General features: G+C 56.1%; 21 protein-coding genes and 1 tRNA gene. 13 read left to right on the forward strand and 9 right to left on the reverse strand.

All coding sequences use genetic code 11. From position 1 onward, the window contains the following. The first annotated feature begins 4 nt into the window (after positions 1 to 4). The 8 genes from ACQY36_RS00880 to ACQY36_RS00915 all read left to right on the forward strand — a co-directional run bounded on the left by ACQY36_RS00880 (position 5) and on the right by ACQY36_RS00915 (position 7837). Complete coding sequence (locus tag ACQY36_RS00880) at positions 5 to 1090, forward strand: glycosyltransferase family 8 protein (RefSeq protein WP_428077339.1); 1086 nt, start codon at positions 5 to 7, stop codon at positions 1088 to 1090. A gap of 155 nt (positions 1091 to 1245) precedes the next feature. Next, on the forward strand, positions 1246 to 1875 hold the full coding sequence (locus ACQY36_RS00885; RefSeq protein WP_428077341.1) for a TetR/AcrR family transcriptional regulator: 630 nt from the start codon (positions 1246 to 1248) through the stop codon (positions 1873 to 1875). Then, complete coding sequence (locus ACQY36_RS00890) at positions 1872 to 3203, forward strand: TolC family protein (protein ID WP_428077343.1); 1332 nt, start codon at positions 1872 to 1874, stop codon at positions 3201 to 3203. Before ACQY36_RS00885 ends, ACQY36_RS00890 begins: the two co-directional genes overlap by 4 nt. Before the next feature lie 7 nt (positions 3204 to 3210). Continuing rightward, entirely contained in the window at positions 3211 to 3942 is a 732-nt protein-coding gene (locus ACQY36_RS00895) for an efflux RND transporter periplasmic adaptor subunit (RefSeq protein WP_428056504.1), read from the forward strand. A 1-nt stretch (position 3943) separates the two neighbouring features. Beyond that, on the forward strand, positions 3944 to 4660 hold the full coding sequence (locus ACQY36_RS00900; RefSeq protein ID WP_428077345.1) for an ABC transporter ATP-binding protein: 717 nt from the start codon (positions 3944 to 3946) through the stop codon (positions 4658 to 4660). Then, on the forward strand, positions 4657 to 5583 hold the full coding sequence (locus tag ACQY36_RS00905) for an ABC transporter ATP-binding protein (protein WP_428077347.1): 927 nt from the start codon (positions 4657 to 4659) through the stop codon (positions 5581 to 5583). Before ACQY36_RS00900 ends, ACQY36_RS00905 begins: the two co-directional genes overlap by 4 nt. Further along, a complete protein-coding gene (locus ACQY36_RS00910; protein ID WP_428077349.1) occupies positions 5580 to 6725 on the forward strand; it encodes an ABC transporter permease in 1146 nt (381 codons plus the stop codon). The genes ACQY36_RS00905 and ACQY36_RS00910 overlap by 4 nt, the downstream gene beginning before the upstream one ends. Continuing rightward, positions 6722 to 7837, forward strand: a complete 1116-nt coding sequence (locus ACQY36_RS00915) for an ABC transporter permease (RefSeq protein WP_428072039.1) — start codon at positions 6722 to 6724, stop codon at positions 7835 to 7837. Before ACQY36_RS00910 ends, ACQY36_RS00915 begins: the two co-directional genes overlap by 4 nt. A 47-nt stretch (positions 7838 to 7884) precedes the next feature. On the opposite strand, the gene ACQY36_RS00920 is transcribed toward ACQY36_RS00915, so the two are convergent. Beyond that, positions 7885 to 8832 (reverse strand): bifunctional 4-hydroxy-2-oxoglutarate aldolase/2-dehydro-3-deoxy-phosphogluconate aldolase, encoded by a 948-nt coding sequence (locus ACQY36_RS00920; protein ID WP_428077351.1) that lies wholly within the window; start codon positions 8830 to 8832, stop codon positions 7885 to 7887. Between the two features lie 180 nt (positions 8833 to 9012). On the opposite strand from ACQY36_RS00920, the gene ACQY36_RS00925 reads away from it, so the two are divergent. Further along, positions 9013 to 9315, forward strand: coding sequence for a hypothetical protein (locus ACQY36_RS00925; protein ID WP_428077353.1), 303 nt, complete (start codon positions 9013 to 9015; stop codon positions 9313 to 9315). Positions 9316 to 9377: 62 nt separating this feature from the next. Here ACQY36_RS00925 and ACQY36_RS00930 read toward each other — a convergent pair. Further along, positions 9378 to 9452, reverse strand: a tRNA-Arg gene (locus tag ACQY36_RS00930). A 168-nt stretch (positions 9453 to 9620) separates the two neighbouring features. Between ACQY36_RS00930 and ACQY36_RS00935 the strand changes: the two genes are divergently transcribed. From ACQY36_RS00935 to ACQY36_RS00945, 3 genes are read left to right on the forward strand one after another with little or no spacing between them, the layout of a single operon-like run. Next, complete coding sequence (locus tag ACQY36_RS00935) at positions 9621 to 9767, forward strand: hypothetical protein (RefSeq protein WP_428056510.1); 147 nt, start codon at positions 9621 to 9623, stop codon at positions 9765 to 9767. After that, positions 9757 to 10473: a hypothetical protein gene (locus ACQY36_RS00940; protein WP_428056511.1), complete on the forward strand. Its 717-nt coding sequence runs from the start codon at positions 9757 to 9759 to the stop codon at positions 10471 to 10473. Before ACQY36_RS00935 ends, ACQY36_RS00940 begins: the two co-directional genes overlap by 11 nt. A gap of 19 nt (positions 10474 to 10492) precedes the next feature. Beyond that, positions 10493 to 11656 carry a tetratricopeptide repeat protein gene (locus ACQY36_RS00945; RefSeq protein WP_428056512.1) on the forward strand — a complete coding sequence of 388 codons (1164 nt, stop codon included), beginning with the start codon at positions 10493 to 10495 and terminating at the stop codon, positions 11654 to 11656. Positions 11657 to 11770: 114 nt separating this feature from the next. On the opposite strand, the gene ACQY36_RS00950 is transcribed toward ACQY36_RS00945, so the two are convergent. The 7 genes from ACQY36_RS00950 to ACQY36_RS00980 all read right to left on the reverse strand — a co-directional run bounded on the left by ACQY36_RS00950 (position 11771) and on the right by ACQY36_RS00980 (position 16624). Then, a complete protein-coding gene (locus ACQY36_RS00950) occupies positions 11771 to 12208 on the reverse strand; it encodes a YqaA family protein (protein ID WP_428056513.1) in 438 nt (145 codons plus the stop codon). A gap of 65 nt (positions 12209 to 12273) precedes the next feature. Further along, the gene (locus tag ACQY36_RS00955; protein ID WP_428077355.1) at positions 12274 to 13125 is read right to left on the reverse strand and encodes a hypothetical protein; all 852 of its coding nucleotides are present in this window, start codon (positions 13123 to 13125) and stop codon (positions 12274 to 12276) included. A 62-nt stretch (positions 13126 to 13187) separates the two neighbouring features. After that, entirely contained in the window at positions 13188 to 13625 is a 438-nt protein-coding gene (locus tag ACQY36_RS00960) for a YqaA family protein (RefSeq protein WP_428056515.1), read from the reverse strand. Beyond that, entirely contained in the window at positions 13622 to 14125 is a 504-nt protein-coding gene (locus ACQY36_RS00965; protein WP_428077357.1) for a DNA-deoxyinosine glycosylase, read from the reverse strand. The genes ACQY36_RS00960 and ACQY36_RS00965 overlap by 4 nt, the downstream gene beginning before the upstream one ends. A 31-nt stretch (positions 14126 to 14156) precedes the next feature. Continuing rightward, the gene (locus ACQY36_RS00970) at positions 14157 to 14618 is read right to left on the reverse strand and encodes a C-GCAxxG-C-C family protein (protein WP_428056517.1); all 462 of its coding nucleotides are present in this window, start codon (positions 14616 to 14618) and stop codon (positions 14157 to 14159) included. 54 nt (positions 14619 to 14672) lie between these two features. Then, positions 14673 to 15596, reverse strand: a complete 924-nt coding sequence (locus tag ACQY36_RS00975; protein WP_428071111.1) for a hypothetical protein — start codon at positions 15594 to 15596, stop codon at positions 14673 to 14675. A gap of 68 nt (positions 15597 to 15664) precedes the next feature. Then, entirely contained in the window at positions 15665 to 16624 is a 960-nt protein-coding gene (locus ACQY36_RS00980; protein ID WP_428077359.1) for a hypothetical protein, read from the reverse strand. 110 nt (positions 16625 to 16734) lie between these two features. Between ACQY36_RS00980 and ACQY36_RS00985 the strand changes: the two genes are divergently transcribed. Continuing rightward, positions 16735 to 17211 carry a methylated-DNA--[protein]-cysteine S-methyltransferase gene (locus tag ACQY36_RS00985; protein WP_428077361.1) on the forward strand — a complete coding sequence of 159 codons (477 nt, stop codon included), beginning with the start codon at positions 16735 to 16737 and terminating at the stop codon, positions 17209 to 17211. The last annotated feature ends 67 nt before the right edge of the window (positions 17212 to 17278 follow it).

Below are 17278 nucleotides of genomic sequence, written 5' to 3' on the forward strand. Positions count from 1 at the left end.
ATATATGAACGTGAATTTAGTAGAGGATGTGGAACCCTTTTTTAAGGAAAACTTCGCCGCTGCGGCGATGAGCGCGAGCAACGAATATGTCCCGGCGCTGGCGGCGGCGCTTGTATCGCTGGCGCAGAACGCTTCAGCAGAGCATAATTATGATTTAATCGTATTTGAACGGGCTATTACGGCGGAAAACAAACGGATTTTAAAACAGCTGGTGGAACGAAAGAATATTTCCCTGCGGTTTGTAAATCCGGCGCCGGTATTGCAGAACTACTGCCTTCCCGTTTCCGGCCATTTTGCGCTGGAATGTTTTTTCCGTATTGTTTCACCCCTGGTCCTTAAACGGTATGAACGTTTGGTGTTTACGGATTGTGATTTAATTTTTAAATCGGACGTGTGGGACTTGTATCATACCCCGCTGGAGGGGCGTCTGTTGGCCGCCGCCATAGAACAGGTTTGGCCCGCGCATTTGAGAATGCCCGAGTCCGGCTTTATGGATTATGCTCTGCATACGCTGCAGTTAAAGAATCCGTACCAATACTACAATACGGGCGTACTCGTGCTGGACTTAAAACGCTTCCGGCAGACGAACGCGTGCCGGAAATTGTTGGAAATGGCGGACGGCAAATCCCTGCGGCTGTTGGAGCAGGATGTTCTGAATATGTATTTTGACGGACAGTTTTGTTCTCTTCCCGGCGAATGGAATTGTGTGGATGAGGGAAGCTTTTCCGCTTGTTCGGGTTATTTTACGCCGGAAGAGCGGGAGGAGATGGCGTCCCTGCGCGCGCGGGCGAAAATTCTGCATTATGCCGGCGCCGTCAAGCCGTGGCGGGAGGAAACGGAAGCGGCCGAGTGGTGGGCCTATGCCAAGCGCACCCCATTTTATGAGCTGGCCCAAAAACGGCGTGATGAGAATAACAGCCCGGACTTTGCTCCTAACCGGAGAGATATCCGGCGGTACGGTATCAATTATGTGTTATATACGCTGGTGAAGCTGCTGCGGCATTTAACGTGGGGCGGCTGGCGAAAGAGCATAACCGCCCGGCGCAATACGCTGAAATGCCGGATAGAAAACGCCCGGCGCTTTAGATAAACGGCGTTATGATTATAAACACCCCGCTTCGGCGGGGTTTTTTATGGCGTTTCCCGCCGCAAGCCATCCCTTCCCGCCTAATAAAAAATACGGCTTGACAATATAGTTATACAAGCGTATAATAATTATACAGATGTATAAGAAAGGAGACTCTTATGGGAAGAACCTCGGCGGGGAACGACGCCAAACTCATTCAAACGGGCATCCGGCTGGCGCGCGCCAAAGGGCTGGGCGGATTTACCGTGCGCGAAGTGTGCGCCAAAAGCCGGGTGAATCTGGGCATGTTCCATTATTATTTCACCAATAAAAATAATTTTGACCGTAAACTGCTGGCTACTTTGTATGAAGAGCTGATGAAAGACATTCGCGTGGACGTGTCGGACCGGTGCAGCGCGCGGGAAAACGTGCGCGCCGTGCTGCGCGCCATTCGGCGTTTTGCGCGCGAAAACCGCCGGATGCTTTCTTCCATGGTCGGGGACGTATTCGGCGGGAATGAAAAAATTCTGGCGTTTATCAGCCGGAATTTTACCCGGCACGTTTCGGTGCTTTTTGCGCAGCTGGAGCGCGCGCATAAAGAAGGCCTGCTGCGCGTGCCGGACCCGCTTTCCGCCATGCTGCTGCTGGCGCCGCCGGTGGTGTTTCCGCAGGTGCTGGCGGGGCTTTCCGAGCGCATTACGTTCCCATGGCCGCCGAAAGTAAAAAAGGCCCTGCGGGAGTTAACGTCCGGGGACGGAGACGGGCGCATTGATTTATTGTTGGACGTCGTATTTAAGGGGGAGAAATGAAAAAATTAGGAAGCGTATGGGCCGTGCTTTTCTGTTGCGTGTGCGCGGGGGCGGCGGAGGTGAAAGACCTTTCGCTCGCGTCGTGCGAGGCGGACGCGGTTGCTTTTTCGCCCGCCGTCCGGGCCGCGCAGGCGCAGGCACAGGCGGCGCGGGCATCGTACTACAGTACGCGCTCCAGCTTGTACCCGGGGCTGTATTTGGATGCGTCGGGAAGCTGGACGTCCGAAGTGCCGGAAGTGAATATGGGCCCGCAGACCTTTGAGTTCGGCAGCGAATGGGGGTATTCCGCCGGGCCGACGCTGGAATACGTACTGTTTGACAAAGGCGCGCGGTCGGCCGCGTCTAATAGTGCGCTGGCGGTTTACCAGAGCAAACTTTCGGAGCTGGTCCTTGCGCGCAAGCAGACTTTGCTGCAGCTGCGCCAGGCGTATTTTGCCGTACAGCGCGATTTGGAAAATATCTATTTACAGTCCGAACAGTTAAAAGTAGCGCGCAAACAGCTGGCGGATGTGGAGTCCGCCTACCGCGCGGGCGCCAAAAGCCGGCGGGACGTGCTGATGGCCGAAAAGCAGGAACTGCGCACCGCCGTGGACGTGAGCTCGGCGCGCAGCGCGCTGGGGCGCGACTTGCGGGAACTGTTTAAACTCACGGGCACCGATTACGGCATTAACCCCGCCTACGCGCTGGACTGGCGCGTGCGCGAAAAACTGGAGGGCGAAACTTCCGCCGTCATCCGCGCGGACGAACCCGCCCAAACGGTGCGGCGGTTTGCGTCTGTTTCCGGGCTGGATTTTGACGAGGAAACGCCAAAGCTGTCCGCTTATGACGAGCTCGTAAAATCGTATGAATACGCGGCGCGCGGGTATGCGGCTTCCGTCTGGCCGCGCGTGGGGCTGAGCGCGGGGGCGTACTGGCAGTACCCCAACGGGCCCATTCACGAAGACGTATTTTTAGGCAAGGCCGGGGTTTCCCTGCGCCTGCCGCTCTTTGAAGGGGGCAAAAATAAAGACAAAGCCCAGGCGCAGCGTTTTTCCGCCGATGCGGCGCGCGAACAGAAAAAGGATGTGGCCGAAGCGTTAAAAGCTTTGTTTTATTCCGCCAAAGACGCTTTAACCGCCTTGGACGTGGAGACGGAGCTGACGCGCCGGCTGGTGCAAAAGGCCAATCAGTCCGCCGGGTTGACGTACCAGGCGTATAACGCGGGCGCGGTAACCTTTTTGGAAGTGGACGACGCCAATCTGGCCGCGCTGCAAAGCCGGATGATGCTCAGCGAGCTGAACATCCGGCGTTTAAACAATTTGGCCGTCATGGACAGTTTGGGAAAATAGGAGCGTTATGAAAAAAATCATTTTAATTGTGGTTGTGCTTTTGTTAGCCGCCGTAGCGGCGGGACTGCTGTTCTTCCGGCATACGCCGTTTGCCTACAGCGGCGTGGTGGAAGCCGTGGAGGTGGACGTGCCGAGCCGCCTTTCCGACACCATCGCCGAGTTAAACGTGCAGGAAGGAAGCCCCGTGAAAGAAGGCGAAGTGCTGGCGCGGCTGGACTGCCGGGACACGCGCTTAAAAGCCGTTATCGCCCAAAAAGAATTTAAACGCGCCGAGACGCTTTTAAAAACCACCGCCGGCTCGCGTGAAAATTACGATTTGAAAAAACACCAAAACGACCAGGCCGCCCTCTACGAAAGCTGGTGCGGCATTGTAAGCCCCATTACCGGCAAAGTGCTTTATAAATACTACGAGCCGGGCGAGTTTATCGCCGCGGGGCGCAAACTGGTTACCGTGGCCGATATGGGCCAGGTGGACGTGTGGGTGTATGTGGAACATAACCTGCTGGCCAAGCTGGCGGTGGGGGAGACGGTAACGGGCCTGCTGCCCGAAACGGGGCAGCAGTTTGAAGGTAAAATTTTAAGCATTAACGACGAGGCCGAATTTACGCCTAAAAACGTGCAGACGCGCAAAGAACGCGAACGGCTGGTGTACGGCGTAAAAATCCGCTTTGATAACGACGCGGCCCGCACGCTGAAGGCCGGGATGACGCTGGAAGTGGCTTTCGGGGGGAAAAAATAGTATGGCGGCTTTGAGCGCGGAAGTGAAAAACGTCAGTAAAAAAATGGGCCGCGCTCAGGCGCTTGACCGGGTGGACGTGTCGTTTGCCGCCGGGGAAGTGCACGGCATTGTGGGGCCCAACGGGGCCGGGAAAACCACACTCATCCGCCTGGCGGCGGGGCTGCTGCACCCGGATGCGGGAAGCGTGGTCTATGCGGAAAAAGGCGCGGAGGTGCCGGCGGAAAAGGCCAAACATTTTACCGGATACTTCCCGCAGGAGCCCAGCCTGTACCCGGATTTGACGTGCGAAGAACATTTGGAGTTTTTCCGCGATTTGTACGACCTGCCCCAGCCGGAATTTACGCGCCGGGCGGACGAACTTTTTAACGCCACCGGCATGGCCCCGTTTAAGGACCGCCCCGCCGGGAAATTGTCGGGCGGAATGTACAAAAAACTCGGGCTGATGTGCGTGCTGTTAAACCGGCCGAAACTGCTTTTATTGGATGAACCCACCGTGGGGGTGGATCCCGTCAGCCGCCAGGAACTGTGGGACCTGGTGTACGGATTTGCGGGCCCGGAGATGACCGTGATTTTAAGCACGTCTTATATGGACGAAGCCGGGCGGTGTGCGCGCGTGCACGTGCTGGATGAAGGGCGTTTGCTGGCGTCCGGCGCGCCGGAGGAATTGATGAGGCATTTTGGCGTGAGCGATTTTGCCGACATCTTTTTAAAAAAATGAACGAAGAAAAAATTGTTATCAGCGTGAAAGATTTGGTGGTCGCTTTCGGTTCGTTTAAAGCGGTGGACGGCGTATCGTTTGACGTGCGCCGGGGGGAAATTTTCGGCTTTTTGGGCGCCAACGGCGCGGGCAAAACCACCACCATCCGCACCATTTGCGGCATTTTAAACCCTACGTCGGGTACGGTAAAAGTAAACGGGCAGGACGTTTCTTCTTCCACCGCCGTGTTAAAGCCGCACATCGGGTATATGTCGCAGAAGTTTACGCTCTACCCCGATCTGACCGTGCGGGAAAATATGAACTTTGCGGGCAGCCTCTACGGCATGAGCCCGGAAGCCATTTCCCGCCGCGCGCGGGAGCTGACGGAGTTTATCGGTCTGCCGCATGACCTGCCGGACCCGGTCAGCCACCTTTCCGGCGGAGTCAAGCAAATGGCCGCGCTGGCTTCGGCTTTGCTGCACGAGCCGGACCTTATCTTTCTGGACGAGCCCACCGCCGGTACGTCGCCCGCTACCCGCGTGGCGTTTTGGGATTTAATCCGCCGCCTGGCCAGGCAGGGGAAAACTGTTTTTGTTACTACGCACTATATGGATGAGGCCGAATACTGCGGGCGGATTGCGCTGATGGAGCGGGGGAAAATCGTGGCGATGGGAACGCCGCAGGAACTGAAAGATAAATTTTTTGCCGTCAAGCCGCTGGAACTTTCGTTTCTAAAACCGGTGCAGGCCGCGCTGCGCGCCGCATTGGATAAGGCGGGGATTGCGTCGGCCGTGTTTGGGGACAAACTGCGCGTGCGGGCGCATGACCGGCAGGCGTTTAACCGCGCGGCGCGGCCGTTTGAAGGCGCATTTGAGGCGCGCGAAGTGCCGCCCGCGCTGGAAGACGTGTTTCTGGAAGCCGTAAGCGGGAGGAAAGGGGTATGAAGCTGTCTCTTCGCCGGGTGCGTTCCGTCGCTTATAAGGAATATAAGCATATCCTGCGCGACCCGTTTACGCTGATTGTGGCGCTGGTGCTGCCGCTGGTGTTTGTGGGAATGTTCGGCTTTGTGATTGACCTGGACTACAAACATATGCGCGTGTTCGTGCGCGACAACGACCAGACGAGCGTATCGCGCCGGTTTTTGCAGGAGGTGGCTTCCTCCGGCTATTTTGATTTAACCCCCGTACACGGGCAGCTTCAGGCCGATAAAGCCCTGGGGCGCAACGACAGCCCCGCCCTGATGATTATTCGTTCCGGGTTTGGGAAAAACGTCCGCGCCGGGGATCCGGCGAAGCCGGGCCAAGTCCAACTGCTGGCGGACGGGACGGACAATGTGCAGGCCGGCATTATGGGCACGTATATGCAGGGCGTTTTGCAAAAAGCCAATGCCGTATTTATGCGCGCCAATGCGGAGTCGGCCGGGGCGGCGCAGGCTCCCGCCTCGCTGATTCGCAGCCGCTTTTTGTTTAACCCGGAACTGAACAGCCGCTGGTTTATCGTCCCCGCTTTAAGCACCATTATTATCGGCCTGCTGGCCATCGTGCTGACTGCGCTTACCGTAGCCAAAGAATGGGAAAACAGCTCTATGGAACTGTTGCTCTCCACGCCCGTGCGTCCGGCGGAAATCGTGCTGGGCAAACTGATACCGTATTTTCTGCTGACGTTTTTTGATATTCTCATCGTCTTTGCGCTGGCGATTTATGTGTTTCACATTCCGTTTTTGGGGAGTTTCCTGCTCTATATGCTGGCGTGCGGCGTGTATATTACGGGCGCGCTGGCGCTGGGGCTGGTGATTTCTGTGGTAACGCGCCAGCAGCAGGCGGCTATCCAGTTTGCGTTTGCGGTGGGGCTGCTGCCGTCGTTTATTTTCTCGGGCTTTATGTTTCCCATTGAAAATATGCCGGCGTTTTTTCAGTATTTTACGGCTTTGTTTCCCCAGCGGTGGTTTTTGCTTATCAGCCGCACCGTGTTTTTAAGCGACGCGGCCCCCGTTACGCTGGCTGCGGCTTTTGCCGGCATCGGGCTGTTTGCGGCGGTGATGATTGTGCTGGCCGTCAAAAAATTTAAAACGGATGTGGAACCATGAAATTACGTATGCGCACCTTAAAAGGTTTTTTTGTAAAAGAAATCATCCAGATTATGCGGGACCCGAAGATGATTATGGCTATTTTCTTTATTCCCGTGATTCAAACGGTGATGTTCGGCCTGGCGCTGACGAGTGAAGTCAAAAATATTAAATTTGTGGTAGCCTCCAAACCCGGCAAAATCGCGCGGGAACTGGAAAACCGCGCGCTGGCGTCGGGCTGGTTTGTAAAAGTGCCCGGGATAAACGGCGCGCAGGTGGCGGATCCGGCGGAACTCATCGCCGCGCACCGGGCCGAAGCCGTGCTGGTGGCTCCGCCCGAAGGGTTTGAAAAAGCGTTGGAGCGCGGGGACCGGTCCATCCAATTATTGTTAAACGCCACCAACGCCCAGCGCGCCCAGCAGGTAAACGGGTATGTACAGCAAATCGTGGCCGAGGTGGCCGCCGCCAACGGGTATAATACCGGGGGCGGGCTTATCCGGCTGGATATGCGCGTGCTGTTTAACCATTATATGGATACGACTTCGTTTATGATTCCCGCGCTGTTGGTAATGTCTTCCTTTATTGTGCTGTTGGTGGTGGGAGGTATGGCGCTGGCCAAGGAAAAAGAAACGGGCACGATGGAAAAGCTGATTGCGTCCCCGTGCAGTGTGGAAGAAATTATGCTGGGCAAAACCCTGCCGTATTTTGTTATCGGATTATGCATTGTGGGGCTTATTTTGTTTATCGGTGTGGCGGGGTTTGGTATTCCCTTTAGGGGCGGTTTGTGGCAGATTGGCGTCAATTCCGTGCTGTTTGCCGTTTCCGCGCTGGCCTCCGCTCTTTTAATCAGCACGGTTGTGCGCACCCAGCAGCAGGCTATGATGGCGAGCGTACTGTATTTGATGCCGGCCATTCTGCTCTCCGGCGTGTTCTTTCCGGTGGCGAATATCCCGGTGTTATTTCGGTGGATGTGTTATGTGAACCCGATGATGTACTCGGTGGTGAATTTCCGCTCCGTTATTTTAAAAGGTGGGGACTTGGCGTATTTCTGGCAGAACTGCGGGTGGCTGGCGCTGCTTTCTGTCGTGCTGTGTGCGCTGGCGTATAAGAACTTTAAATCCAAGCTCAATTAAAAAACACCCGGAATTTTATCTTCCGGGTGTTTTTGAAAGTTCGTGCGTTATTTTTGCAGAATGTGTACGGCAAAGCCGCCGATTTCATCCTGTAAGTACACTACGCGCAGGCGGCCGTCCGGGTTGTAGCCGGCGCTGTCCCAGTTAAACCGGGCTCCGGCCCGCTCCAGCTGGTAGGCCGCGCGGTCTGCATTGGCGGCGGCGACGGCGATATGCCCGTGCGTGCCGTAAAACTGCTTTTTCATCACTTCAATATAATCCGCCGCAAAGTAGGCGCCGCCGCGGTCCTCTTTTTTAAATCCGAATAATTTTTCAAACGCTCCGGCGGTTTCGTCCGCCGTTTGCGCGTTCGGCGTGTTGATGCCCACATGGCGCAGTTCAAACGCCAGCATCTTGAGTACGGCCTCTTTGGCGCGGCGCGTAACAGCCGCCGCATCCTGCTCGCCGGTGAGCGAGCCGTGGGTTATTCCTTCCACGGCGCAGGCCAGTACGGCTTTGTGGGAAAGATAAGCGTTCATCGTGTCCGCGGTTACGCCGCCCGAAATAAAAAACCGCATATCGGGGAAATCCGCGCACAGGGCGTTTAATGCGGCGGGGCCGTTTGCGCCGTCGGGCGAAAAGCTGACGGCCGTAAGGCCCAGCCCGGCCGCGGCTTGTACGTCGGCGGATGTGCGGCATTCCGGCAGGGCGGGGATGTTTTTCTCCGCGCACAGACGGATAATTTCGGGATTTACGTCCGCGGAAATGATAAAGCCCGCGCCCGCTTCCAGGGCGTCTTGGGCTTCCTGCGGCGTGCGGATGTTGCCCGCGCCGGCAAGCAGGCGGGGCGAGACTGCCTGAATAAATTCTAGTGCTTCGGGTGCGTCATATGCTGTTAAGACGCATGAAATACCGCCCGCCTGCAAGGCCTGTGCCAGCGGCGCCGCTTGGGATGCGTTTGGGGCTTGGATAAACACAACAATACCGTTTTTATAAAGCTGCTGAAGGGTTTTCATGTGATGGGGCTCCTTGCCTGCGCGTACGGCGCAGGCTGATGTTTCCATTTTATAAGCTTTTGGGGTGCGGCGTAAAGAGCTCCTGCCGCGTGGATTTTGACTATGAACCCCGGGGATGAATGAACAAACCGCCCGCGCGCTGTTTGACGTTTTATTGTGTGTGCAAAGATGGGCGGGGCTGTGAATAAATATAAATACGCGGAAAATTTATACATAAAAAACCCCAGCTTGTGGCTGGGGTTTTTTAAAAGTCCCTACAATAGTCCCTACACTATCGCCGGTAAATGGTGCGCCCAAGGCCGTATTGTAAAGAACGGCATACAAGTTCGTCGGGCTTCCAATAAAAATCCCCGCTTTCGCGGGGTTTTTAAATGGTGCGCCCAAGGCTGTATTGTAGAGAACGGCATACAAGTTCGTTGGGTTTCCAATAAAAATCCCCGCTTTCGCGGGGGTTTAAATGGTGCGCCCAAGGCCGTATTGTAGAGAACGGCATACAAATTCGTTGGGCTTCCAATAAAAATCCCCGCTTTCGCGGGGTTTTTAAATGGTGCGCCCAACAGGAATCGAACTTGTATCTTCAGCTCCGCAGGCTGACACTCTATCCATTGAGCTATGGGCGCTTAAATCGGATTTTTCTTTTGCGGATTTCCTGCTACCTAATTATTTTAACATTTTTGTTTTTACATTTCAATCGGATTTCCCGCGGCGGATATGCCCGACGGAAACTCCAGCTTTATTATATCATTTTACCGCCTCGCGCCGCCGCATTAAACTGCTATAATAACCATATGAAAGAAGAAAAAACCGGCACTTATGTGTACGATAAAAAATCAGGAAAAATGGTAAAAGTGTCCGACCGTATCCCGTCGGTTCGGAAACCCGGCGGCCACGCGTGCGGCGGCTGCTGCGGGCACTGTCACTGCCATGACGACTAACCCTTCCGTTTCGTCTATTCCTCCCGGCGAGCCGCAAAATTTGTTTTTGCAGGCCCTGAGGGGGCTTTTGTCCGTTTTGCAAAAAGTGTTTTTGCCGCATCTGGTGGCCGGGATGGGGCTTTTTATGATGGCGGCATATGTTACGTATGCCCTGCTGTTGGAGCCCGCCCGCCTGCCCGCACCGGTGGAATTCGCCGCGGCGTGCGTGTTTTTCGGTCTCTACGGTCTGGCGGCGTTTGTATATTCCGTCTTGGCCGCGTGTGCGTTTGCCCTGCGCGCGGCCTGCGCCAGCTGGGAAGATTTTATTGATGATACATTGGGCCTTGTAAAAGAAAAAGTGGCCTCCAGAATTGACAATATGAACGAGGGCCTTGCCAAAGAGCAGGCCAAGGTGGTCGTGGCCGGAAGCGTGAGCGAGGTGTTCGGGCTGTTCGGCAAGTATGAGCGGAAGTCTTTTCTGCGCTGGCTGTCGGCGATATTATTAGGCGTGGTAACATTTGCGATGCGCTCGGTGCTGGTGGCGCGCATTGTTAAAATTTCCGGTACGACGGTGAACCTGGGCAAGCTTTTTGCCGGGCGCGCCACGCTGGTCGGGGCCGTATTTTTAAACCTGCGGTTGTTTTCCACTCTCCTGCTGGGGCTGTTTTATAGTCTGGGGCTTTTAGCGCTTGCGCTTAATTTTCTTTTTGTATTTTGGATGAAATAATAGTTTAATAGAAATAGGTATGCGTAAACTTTTTTTATTGCTTCTTTGTATGTGCTGCGTATCGGCCGCTTTTGGCGAGACGGCCGCCCAGCTGCTTGCCCGCGCCAAAACGCAGGCGGACCCCAACGCGCAGATTAAACTGCTTACGCGGGCGGTTGCCAAGTCGCCCCGGATGGCGGACGCCTACCATTACCGGGCGGACGCTTATTTGAATTTGGGCCGTTATAAGCAGGCGCTGGAAGATTATTCCCGCACCGTATCGCTGCGTCCGCGCGATCCGTTCCGTTATTATGCCCGGGCGCTTGCCTACCAGAAGATGGGCCGGCCGTCCCTGGCTCAGGCGGATTTGACGAAAGCCATTTCCCTTAAACCCGCGTACCGCAATTTCTATCTCGCCCGTGCGCGCGCCAACGCTTCGCTGGGAAAGTACGAAGACTCGCTGGCCGACTACCAAAAATATTTGGGCAGGCGCAAGCCTGCGCCGGCCATCGCCGAGGAATTGGTGCCGGTGTATTTGGGGGCGTACCGTTATGAGGCGGCCCAAAAACAGGTGTCCGCGCTGCAGGCCGCCGGGAATGACACGGCGGACGTGCATTTTTGGCAGGGGCGGGTGCTGTCCGGCCAGAACCGGCTGGACGAGGCCGTTTCCGCCTACAGCAAAGCCATTAACCGCGACGAAGGCTACGCGCAGGCCTACCGTTACCGCGCCGGCGCGTTTAAAGATATGGGGGATTATCCCGCCGCGCTGGAAGATTATACCGTTTTATTAAAACTCCAGCCCGAAGCGGCGTTTTATAACCGCCGGGGACTCGTGCGCGAAGAAATGAAACAATTTAAAGAAGCGGCCGAAGATTACACCCGCGCCATTGAGCTGGCGCCCAAGTGGGCCATTCCGTACAATAACCGGGGATTTGCCAAAATGAATTTGAAGGATTGGAAAGGCGCAAAAGAGGATTTGGAAACCGCCATCCGGCTGGACGGCTCCAGCCCGACGCCGTACGTCAACTTGGCGGGCGTGTATTGGCTGAGCAAAAAAGACCGCAAAAATACGTACGACAATTTGGATAAAGCCGTGCGGCGAAATTTTAAGAATTTTGAATCGCTCTACGATGAGGACCAGAAAGGCTGGATGTTTAAAAACATTAACAAAACGGCCGAGTTCCGCGCGGTGCTGTACAAATAAATTGTTTTGTATTTTTATCCCGCTTCCGTGGTTCGGGGGCGGGATTTTTTATGGCTAAAGAAATCCCCCGGCCGCGCCGGGGATGTTTAGTTTCGGAAAATTGTGCGGGTAAAATTAGACGATGCCTAAATAAATCAGCCAGATAACGCCGTAGCGCAGGCATTTGGCCAGGCCCGCCGCCGTGAGGTAAAACCCAAAATTCACTTTTGCCGCGCCGGCTACGATGGTAATCGGGTCCCCGATGAGGGGAACGCCCGCCAGCAGAAGCGTGGCTTTGCCGTGGCGTTCAAACAGGCGGCGCGCTTTTTGAATATACGCGGCTTTGATGGGGAACCATTTGTCGTTTTCAAAGCGGGTTAAATAACGTCCCAGCACCCAGTTGGCCGATACGCCGATAAACGTCCCCGCGCATGCGGCCGACACCAGCAGCCAGGCCGTGTATTTGCCCGTAGCCAAAAAGGCGAACATAATCAGCTCTCCCTGCGCCGGGATAATACTGGCGGAGAGAATGGAAATAAAAAATTGAAAAATAAGAATATGCAGTTCCGGCATAAGCCCCCTATGTACAGCATAGCGGACGGAAGAACATTTTGCCAGCGCAAATAAGGGTTAAACGGCTACAGGCCCCAGAGTTCTTTTTGCACGCGCGGCGGCAGCGGGTGCGCGGCGTAGGGGGTTATTAAAAATCCGTCCGCCTGCGGGGTGATTTTGTACCAGCGCGGGGCGCCTTCTTTTTTTAACAGCGCGATGGCTCCCAGCATCTTGCCGGCGGGTTCGCCCGGGGAGTTGATTTGCGCCGTAAAAATAACCGGGATGCGCTGTTCCCCGCGTCCGCGGCGAAGGGCGTCAAGCAGGGCCGAAGAGGGGCTGGCCGTCAAAGCGACGGGCGGTATGGGGGCCGCGTCTTTTTCCGCGGCGGGCTGAGAGAGGAGGCCCTGGCGCAAAATCCGGCGCAGGTCCGCACCGTCGGCATTTAGCCCCATCCCGCTAAAAACGCGGCCTTCGCGCGCGTAAAGCGGCGCAGCGGGCACATTATCTGCCGGCGCGGGCGAGAGGGCGGCGAAATCTTTTACCCGGAAAGATTCTTTTTCAAGCGGCGGATACTTGGGGTGCGCCGGCGGCTGGAGCCCCCATTTTTGCAGATTGACCAATGCCCGGCGTTTGGAAATGCCCGCGCGGGTTTGCAAATTCCACAGCAGGCGTTTGTTGCGGGTGGCGAAATTGGCGGAGGAGGCGAGCTGTTTTTCGGCCTGCACGAGCGGCGCGCGGACGGTCTGCGCGGCCGTTGTTTGGGCGGCGTATGCCGCGCGGCGGGCGGCTTCTTCTTTCATTAAAATACGGGAATACTGGGGGGAGCTTTTGGCCAAAAACATAAAAAAGCGCGGGCCTTGCGCCTGCGCCCATAGAGCGGAAGAAGAAAAACCGCATAGAATCAGTACCGGCAATAAACGCGAAAAGGGTGTTTTCATACTTCCATTGTAAACGTAAAAAGAGGCGAAGGCAAGGGCCAAAAGACCTAGAAGGGCCCAGACTAAAAGAAACCCAAAAATACCGCGTAGACGGCCAGATAACGGCCCAGTTTGCTGACGGTAACCAGCGTTAGAAATACGTCCAGCCGCACGCCCAGCGTGCCGGCGGCGAGGGTGAGCGGATCGCCTATAAAAGGCACCCAGGCCAGCAGCAGGGACCAAACGCCGTATTTTTGGAAAAACGTTTCGGCCCTGGCAAACTGTTTGTCCGTCACCGGGAACCATTTGCGTCCGCGAAAACGCGCCAGATACCTGCCCAGCCACCAGTTGATAACCGAGCCCAGCACATTGCCCGCCGTAGCCGCCGCCAGCAGTAAAACGGGGGAATACTTTTTGACGCCGAGGAGCCAAAATAAAATCCATTCCGATTGCGAGGGAATGACCGTAGCCGCCGCCAGCGCGGCCAAAAACAACAAAGACAGCGCCGAAAACAGGCTCACGGGCGGGCCCCGGTACCAGGCAGTTTAAGTGCGGCGCGCCAGAGGGCCTTTTTCTCTTCGTAGGAGCGCGAAGCGTGCGCCGGGCTGGTGGAGGGAAGGGTGATGCAGTTTTTGCCGGCAGGCTCCCCAAACGCGCGTTTAAAATGCGTCCGCGCCGCCTGGCCGTTGAACAAAAGCGTGCGGATGGCGGGAAAACGTTTGAAAAGGGACGGAAAATCGTTGGGGTGGGGGCGGGTGATGCTGCCGTCCAGACTGCCCTTGCGTTCACAGGACTCCAGCGCGTCCCATAAACCAATGTGATGAATGAGCAGCGTGTTTAATTTGTCCCGGTAACTTTCAGGCGTGCGCCCGGCGGCCAGCAAATCAAACATCAGCCGCCAAAACTGGTTGTGTTTGTAGGCGTAGTATTCCCCGGCCTTCAGCGAGGCGCCGCCGGGCATGCTGCCCACAATTAAAATGCGCGTATGTTCGTCGGCGCAGGGCGGGAAACTGTGTATCATAAAAGGCTCTCCGGGCCGCAGGCGGGCGGCGTTACGGGTTTTGGCGGAAATACTCTTCCAAAATATTCGCCGCACAGCGGACTTTTTCCGGGCACGGACGCGCTTTATAATAGTCCGGCGTGCGGGGTTCGGGAGACGGATCCTGCGGGCCGGCGGGCAGCGCCAGCAGTTCGCGGCAGATGATGGAGCCGTTTTCGTCCTTGAAGCGTTTGGCCAGTTCTTGCACGCGGGCGTACAGCCTGGCCTTGGCTTCGTGGTCGGACGGGGTTTCGGAAGCGTATTTAAGCCCCAAGGCCATAAACATCGCGCTGACCGCGCCGCATACTTCGCGCAGGCGGCCGATGCCTCCGCCGAAACAGGCGCTTACGCGCAGGGCGGTTTTATCGTCCAGGCCCAGGTCTTTGCTAAACGCCAAAAATACGGCTTGGGCGCAGTTGTGCCCCGCAAGAAACAGCTGTTTGGCCTGCTCGCCTTTGGAAAGGGTGCTGTCCATAAATAACGCCTCCGGCTAAAAAATATATATTTGTTCCAGCGCGGTGTTCGTGTGTTACGGCTGTTTGCTGTACGGCGCAATCACGAACGAATGGCCGTCTTCGGCCAGTGTTACCCGGCACCACAGCGGCGTACCCGAAGGGCCCTGGATAAAAATGGATACTTCCACAAAGTCCGCCGGCGGAATCGTTTCCGTAATCAGGTGGTATCCTTGGTAGTCGGGGTTTCTCCAGCCGCGTACCGTTACTACTACCGGGATGCGTCCGTTTTCAAAACTGTTTCGGGCCGCATAAGAGGCGGGTTCAACCGAGTTGGTCGCGAGATTGATTTGTTTGACGTCCAAATCTTTCATCATATCTTGTGTGACCGGCATCGTGCCCATACTGCCCATCCGCATTAACCTGCCCAAATCATTGGCGTTCTGGCCCGCGTCTTCCGGGCGCAGACCGTTTTGGAGCATATTGCGAAGCGCATCGCCGTCCAGCCCCATCCCGCGGTAGAGATAAATCTTGTTGGTGGGAACGGGCGGTGCGGGAAGTATGTCTGTAAATCCGTCCAGCGTTAAGCCGGTTAAATCGGGTACGGTAATGGAATGGGGGAGTGTTTTCGGCCAGCCGTTGGGCGGACGTACCCCGCGCAGCTCCACCACGCGGCGCAGCGCCTTGTGCAGGGACAGCCCGTTGACGCGTTGTTCGTATTTGACGACCGCGCCCGGAAACTTTTGTGCGGCGCGCGCTTTAAGAGAAGACGGCGCGGCAAGCGGCGCCGCCGCTGGCATATGCGCCGCAGCGGCGGGCAGAATGGCCGGATATTTGCTCCAGGCCGCCGGTATGGCGGCGGCTTCGCGGGCCGCATTTTTGCCCAGCGCCTGCGGGAGTTTTGTCACGCCTTTTTGAAGAGTCTGCGCCTGGGCGGCAACAAAACTGACAGTTAAGAAAAGCCCGGCCGTCCAAACGGCCGCGTATTTGCGTAAGGTCATAGAGCGCTCCTAAAAAAGTTTATCAAACCAATATGGCAAAAACACAGGCCGAAGACCTGTGTTTCCCATCAATTGCCGACGGAATTATACGGCGTAATTTTAAATCCGTCTTCCGCCGGTTCAATTTTACACCACGCGGGCTTGCCGTTTACTTCCAACAGCGCAATCACTTCGTGGATTTGCTCGGCGGGAATATCGTGTGCTACGGTAACGATGGCGCCGCGTTCCACAGATTCTTTGACGGACACCATTACAACGAGGCCGTTTCCGGCATGGCGCCAGGCGTAGTGCAGGGCGCTGTCGGGAGAATCGGTCAGGTTGATGACGCGCTCGCGCGCGACGGCTTTTAAGGCGGCCATTCCGCCCGCGCTGGCATAGGCGAGGCGGCGGTCGTTGCTGTTGCGGCCGACATCTTTAATTAACAGGCCGTTTTCCAAAATGTTGCGCAGGGAGGCGCCGTCCGCCGCCAGGCCCAGGCCGCGGTACATATAATGCGGATGGCGGACAAACGGCAAAGGGGGAACCAAGCCGTCTTTGTAGCGCAGGGCTTTAAAATCCGGTGCGGTGAATGCGTTTTCGGTCAGCAGGGCCGGCCGGCGCGGTTTTTGAAGGGGTTTGGCCCCCCAGCTGCGCAGATTTTCAACCGCGGTTTTAGACGGAATCCCTACCGTAGTTTGCAGGCTGTAGAGCAGTTTTTTATGGCTATTTACAAACCGGGCGACGGTGGTGTTTTCCGGCAGTGCAGCCGGCGCGGGTATGGCGGCGGCCGGTGTGGCCGTCGGCGTAACTGCCGGTTTGACGGCCGCGGAAACGGGCTTGACCGCGGCGGAAGCCACCATGCTGCGATGGGTTGCCTGCAGGAGCGCATTCATCGTTTGAGGGGAAGTTTTGCTTAAATGGCCGATGCCGCTCATCCCTTTGCTTACGCCGGAAAGAATGGCTTTGCCGGATTGGGCAGAAAGATTCGTCCCGCACAGGGGCAATACAAAAAGAGTAAGAAGAAATACAAGTTTTTTCCAATTTTTCATATGATAATATTATATTTAAAATATCTTCGGAAAAAACAGGGTCAAAGGACCTATTTTTTGTTGGGTCCGGGCCCGGGGACTTTGGCGGTATGGCGCGGGAGGAGCGTGAAATGGACGAAACATTTGTGTATTATGAAAGCCCGGTAGGGCGGCTGGCGCTGGCCGGCGACGGGGAATACGTCACGCGGGTGGGATTTTGCCCCGCCCCGTGGACGGAAAAAATGCCGCAGGGCGAAACGCCGCTTTTGGCGCGCGCCCGACGCCAGCTGGAAGAGTATTTTGCGGGCCGACGAAAAAACTTTGATTTGCCGCTACGCCCCGCCGGGACGCCGTTTCGCTTGCGGGTGTGGCGCGCGCTTTTGAATATCGGGTATGGCGAAACTTGCAGTTACAGGGAACTGGCAAAAGCCGTGGGAAACGGAAAAGCTTCGCGCGCCGTGGGCGGCGCCAATCACGCCAATCCCATCGTGATTATTATTCCGTGCCACCGGGTAATCGGCGCGAACGGCACGCTGACGGGATACGGCGGAGGGCTGGATAAAAAAACGTTTTTACTGGAGCTGGAAAAGAAACATATCCGGCCGTGAATATAAAAAATCCGCTTTTAAAAGCGGGTTTTTTAATCCGGGGCCGTTATTTAAAAAGTCCCGGCCA

Source organism: Candidatus Avelusimicrobium alvi (genome assembly GCF_958451995.1).
GTDB lineage: Bacteria > Elusimicrobiota > Elusimicrobia > Elusimicrobiales > Elusimicrobiaceae > Avelusimicrobium > Avelusimicrobium alvi.

Bases quoted from the DNA above. Each gene is read 5' to 3' on its own strand.
- ACQY36_RS00880 (WP_428077339.1), top strand. From the start codon at position 5: ATGAACGTGAATTTAGTAGAGGATGTGGAACCCTTTTTTAAGGAAAAC.
- ACQY36_RS00885 (WP_428077341.1), top strand. From the start codon at position 1,246: ATGGGAAGAACCTCGGCGGGGAACGACGCCAAACTCATTCAAACGGGC.
- ACQY36_RS00890 (WP_428077343.1), top strand. From the start codon at position 1,872: ATGAAAAAATTAGGAAGCGTATGGGCCGTGCTTTTCTGTTGCGTGTGC.
- ACQY36_RS00895 (WP_428056504.1), top strand. From the start codon at position 3,211: ATGAAAAAAATCATTTTAATTGTGGTTGTGCTTTTGTTAGCCGCCGTA.
- ACQY36_RS00900 (WP_428077345.1), top strand. From the start codon at position 3,944: ATGGCGGCTTTGAGCGCGGAAGTGAAAAACGTCAGTAAAAAAATGGGC.
- ACQY36_RS00905 (WP_428077347.1), top strand. From the start codon at position 4,657: ATGAACGAAGAAAAAATTGTTATCAGCGTGAAAGATTTGGTGGTCGCT.
- ACQY36_RS00910 (WP_428077349.1), top strand. From the start codon at position 5,580: ATGAAGCTGTCTCTTCGCCGGGTGCGTTCCGTCGCTTATAAGGAATAT.
- ACQY36_RS00915 (WP_428072039.1), top strand. From the start codon at position 6,722: ATGAAATTACGTATGCGCACCTTAAAAGGTTTTTTTGTAAAAGAAATC.
- ACQY36_RS00920 (WP_428077351.1), bottom strand. From the start codon at position 8,832: ATGAAAACCCTTCAGCAGCTTTATAAAAACGGTATTGTTGTGTTTATC.
- ACQY36_RS00935 (WP_428056510.1), top strand. From the start codon at position 9,621: ATGAAAGAAGAAAAAACCGGCACTTATGTGTACGATAAAAAATCAGGA.
- ACQY36_RS00940 (WP_428056511.1), top strand. From the start codon at position 9,757: ATGACGACTAACCCTTCCGTTTCGTCTATTCCTCCCGGCGAGCCGCAA.
- ACQY36_RS00945 (WP_428056512.1), top strand. From the start codon at position 10,493: ATGCGTAAACTTTTTTTATTGCTTCTTTGTATGTGCTGCGTATCGGCC.
- ACQY36_RS00950 (WP_428056513.1), bottom strand. From the start codon at position 12,208: ATGCCGGAACTGCATATTCTTATTTTTCAATTTTTTATTTCCATTCTC.
- ACQY36_RS00955 (WP_428077355.1), bottom strand. From the start codon at position 13,125: ATGAAAACACCCTTTTCGCGTTTATTGCCGGTACTGATTCTATGCGGT.
- ACQY36_RS00965 (WP_428077357.1), bottom strand. From the start codon at position 14,125: ATGATACACAGTTTCCCGCCCTGCGCCGACGAACATACGCGCATTTTA.
- ACQY36_RS00970 (WP_428056517.1), bottom strand. From the start codon at position 14,618: ATGGACAGCACCCTTTCCAAAGGCGAGCAGGCCAAACAGCTGTTTCTT.
- ACQY36_RS00975 (WP_428071111.1), bottom strand. From the start codon at position 15,596: ATGACCTTACGCAAATACGCGGCCGTTTGGACGGCCGGGCTTTTCTTA.
- ACQY36_RS00980 (WP_428077359.1), bottom strand. From the start codon at position 16,624: ATGAAAAATTGGAAAAAACTTGTATTTCTTCTTACTCTTTTTGTATTG.
- ACQY36_RS00985 (WP_428077361.1), top strand. From the start codon at position 16,735: ATGGACGAAACATTTGTGTATTATGAAAGCCCGGTAGGGCGGCTGGCG.